Below are 3,460 nucleotides of genomic sequence, written 5' to 3' on the forward strand. Positions count from 1 at the left end.
TAAGGGATACAGTTGCTACAGAACCACACATTCCCCAACAAAAAGAGCGATTGCTCGCCCTTTTTAACTTTTCTTAATTTTCATCATTTAATTGTGGCACTAAGGTTAATTCCAATAAATGAATATACCGCCCTTCTACGTCCACCACCGTGATTTGCCAGTCATTGATAGACACGCTCTGCCCCTCTAAGTTGCTCACCGCCCCCAACGCCTGCATGACCAGACCGCCCATGGTATCCACGTCCGTATCATCAAAGCTCGTCCCTAGCACCTCGTTGCAGTCGCCGATGAGTGTGGACGCTTGCACGAGCCACACGCCGTCTTTTTCGGGGTGGGTGATGATGTTGTTAATGGTACTGTCCTCATCGATGTCATCATGTTCATCAACGATGTCGCCAACAATCTCCTCTAACAAATCCTCCAACGTCGCCACGCCCGACACCGAACCGAACTCATCAACCACGACCGCCATATGCACCTGAGCCCGTTGCAATGAACGTAGTAGAGTATCCGAGCGTGCCGTCTCCGAGATGTATAGGGGCTTTCGTACTAGGTCTTTGAGCAAAAATGGAGGGTTTTGCCCTGCCGATTTTTGGGCAAGATAAGGAATTAGGTCTTTGACCAGCAAAATGCCCATGACCGCATTGTCGTCCGCCTCATCGATGACCGGATAGCGAGAATGATTGGACTCAAAAATGGTGGCAAGCACCGTCTCAATGTCATCACTACTGGTAATGGCTCTCACATCAGGGCGTGGGGTCATAATCTCCTTGACCGCCATGGCAGGCAAATCAAGCACGCCCTCAAGCATATCTACCATGTCCGAATCCAAGAACCGCCGAGAGTCTTGGACAAGGTTAAGCAGGTCATCACGGGTTTCGGGGGCGGTGGAGAGCCAGCGTTTTAAGCCACGTCGCCAACTGTGGTCATCAGACATGAGCAGTGTATCCTTTTTAAATGGGTAAAATAATTGTGGATGTTCAACACGTCCTAATATAGTGGATTTATAAGGGTTATTCAAGGGGTTTTTACAAATAGCTTGGGTAAAGTGCCATGCCACACGCCTCTAAATCTTCACCCACTTTATCACACGCTCTTCTATCTCGTCATCACGAAAGTTTAGCTCCGAATGACATCGCCCCGCCACGCCCAGTTTTTTCATTTCTTTGTCATGCCTGTCTTGCCCTGCTTTTAGATAATGCCAATGCGGTAAGCCCTGCCCCAGATGTAGGCGTTTGTAGGCACAATGACGGGGTAGCCACATCATATTTGGGAGCATATCCACCGTCAAGCGAATGCAGTCAGGCACACTTGCTTTACGATTGGCGTAGTCCGAGCAATGCCCTGTGGCAGTGTCAAGGAGTTTGCACGCCACGTCTGTATATTCAGTCTGTCGCACGTCATCATCGTCTAAGTATTTGACCAAACAACACACGCCACAGCCATCGCACAAGGCTTCCCATTCGTCATCGGTCAAGGCGGATAGGGGATAATTTTGCCAAAAGTTGGGGCGTAAATCGGACACGGCATTTTCCAAAAATATTTATTGTAACAAATTTGGCGGTTTTTGGTGGCAAATTTGCCAAAAATTTTTGTTATAATCATGGCAAGGTTTGAAAAATTGGTTTTTAACTTTTGCAAAATTTTGGTGTAGGGCAAATTTATGATTTACGACATCATTGGCGACATTCACGGACACGCCGACAAATTAACAGGATTGCTTGATAAATTGGGCTATACTCATAATGGCACAAGTTATGTCGCCCCGCACGATCATCAAGCGATTTTTATGGGTGATTTTATTGATAGGGGCAATCAGCAATTAGCCACACTCCAAATCGTTTTTGATATGATTGATAATAATGAGGCTCTTGCCGTCATGGGCAATCACGAATACAATGCCATTTGCTACGCTACCCAAAATGACAATGGCAAATATCTACGTCCGCATACCGACAATAATAACTTTCAATACAAAGCCTTTATTGATGAAGTAGGATTTGATAGCGAGTTGCATAGATATTGGATACAGCGGTTTTATGAATTGCCATTATGGATAGAATTAGACGACTGCATTTGCATTCACGCCTGCTATGATAAATATAGCATACAGATATTAACGCCCCTACTTCATAATAATAAACTAACCCCCAATGCCGTACAGCTCACAGGCAAAAGAAACACCAAGCCTTATTATGCCATAGAACATTTATTAAAAGGCATAGAAAGCCCCCTACCAACTGGCTTAACCATGACCGACAAAACAGGTATTGTCCGCACAAATGCTCGTGTCAAATGGTGGATGGACGATTGGCAAAATAAATCCATTGACAAAACGCTATTTGCCAATGATTTGCCTGAGATTTATCTTAATGATTTGTCTGATGAATTATTGGCATTTAGCGTTACAACCAACAAACCAATATTTATCGGGCATTATTGGCTACATGATAAGCCAACCATTTTATCCGATAAAGTCGTGTGTATTGATTATTCGGCAGGCAGGGGTGGTCATTTAACCGCTTATCAATTTGATACCAACAATCCGATATTAGATGATGATAATTTTGTGCAATTTGTGGGGTAAATGATTTGGGGGATTTTATTTAAAATTATCCTAATAATTTTAATGGGTTTATTTTAAAACACAGACATACAATAATGATTTATTCACCCCAAAATCTATAATTTACTTTAACAATTTTATTTAGATTAACCATACCAAATTTTTAAAGATTAAATTTCCCCACACCCTTAGCATTCGCCCCAATATTTGCTATAATACCTTTTTTCAACCATTTTTAGCCATTTAAGGATTATCATGTCAAACGCCCACGCCCCAAACCCTGCCCCCATTTCATCGCCAGACGGCACCCCAAAAGTCGGTATCATTATGGGTAGTCAGTCCGACTGGGAAACAATGCAACATACAGCCCTTGTCTTAGCCGAGTTTGGTGTCCCCTTTGAGTGCGAAGTGGTCTCCGCGCACCGCACGCCCGACCGTCTGTTTGACTATGCCAAATCTGCCAAATCTCGTGGACTGTCTATCATCATCGCAGGGGCAGGCGGGGCGGCTCACCTGCCGGGAATGTGTGCCAGCCAGACGGATTTGCCTGTGCTTGGCGTGCCTGTCAAATCCAGTATGTTAAGCGGTTGGGACAGCCTTTTATCCATCGTACAAATGCCCAAAGGCGTGGCGGTGGGCACACTTGCCATTGGGACGGCAGGGGCGTTTAATGCTGGGCTTTTGGCGGTGCAAATGCTTGCCATCTCTGATGAAAAACTGGGCAATGCTGTTGCCAAGTTTCGTGCCAAACAAACGCAAAGTATTTTAGATAATCCTGTTCCGGGGATTGTAAATTTATAATTTTTGGGCTTGTATCTGATACTTATAAAACCCAAAATTACCACAGACCATAGGGTGCGTATTACGCACCTTTTAAGTGGATAAGTGGAAAAT

4 protein-coding genes are annotated in these 3,460 nt (G+C 44.5%); 2 read left to right on the forward strand and 2 right to left on the reverse strand.

Annotated elements, in window-relative coordinates; translation table 11 throughout:
* Window positions 1–73: 73 nt before the first annotated feature.
* Together B5J93_RS12915 and B5J93_RS12920 are read right to left on the reverse strand one after the other, a co-directional pair.
* Window positions 74–937: a transporter associated domain-containing protein gene (locus B5J93_RS12915; RefSeq protein ID WP_029104063.1), complete on the reverse strand. Its 864-nt coding sequence runs from the start codon at window positions 935–937 to the stop codon at window positions 74–76.
* Between the two features lie 129 nt (window positions 938–1,066).
* A complete protein-coding gene (locus tag B5J93_RS12920) occupies window positions 1,067–1,525 on the reverse strand; it encodes a YcgN family cysteine cluster protein (RefSeq protein WP_079326737.1) in 459 nt (152 codons plus the stop codon).
* Between the two features lie 138 nt (window positions 1,526–1,663).
* Between B5J93_RS12920 and B5J93_RS12925 the strand changes: the two genes are divergently transcribed.
* A complete protein-coding gene (locus B5J93_RS12925; protein ID WP_079326738.1) occupies window positions 1,664–2,587 on the forward strand; it encodes a metallophosphoesterase in 924 nt (307 codons plus the stop codon).
* A 234-nt stretch (window positions 2,588–2,821) separates the two neighbouring features.
* Window positions 2,822–3,367, forward strand: a complete 546-nt coding sequence (gene purE, locus B5J93_RS12930; RefSeq protein ID WP_079326739.1) for a 5-(carboxyamino)imidazole ribonucleotide mutase — start codon at window positions 2,822–2,824, stop codon at window positions 3,365–3,367.
* Window positions 3,368–3,460: the final 93 nt, after the last annotated feature.

It is taken from the genome of Moraxella equi (assembly GCF_002027555.1).
Lineage (GTDB): Bacteria > Pseudomonadota > Gammaproteobacteria > Pseudomonadales > Moraxellaceae > Moraxella > Moraxella equi.

What these genes read in the sequence shown, in the direction of transcription:
- B5J93_RS12915 (WP_029104063.1), bottom strand. Translation starts at nt 937, where the DNA reads ATGTCTGATGACCACAGTTGGCGACGTGGCTTAAAACGCTGGCTCTCC.
- purE (WP_079326739.1), top strand. Translation starts at nt 2,822, where the DNA reads ATGTCAAACGCCCACGCCCCAAACCCTGCCCCCATTTCATCGCCAGAC.
- B5J93_RS12925 (WP_079326738.1), top strand. Translation starts at nt 1,664, where the DNA reads ATGATTTACGACATCATTGGCGACATTCACGGACACGCCGACAAATTA.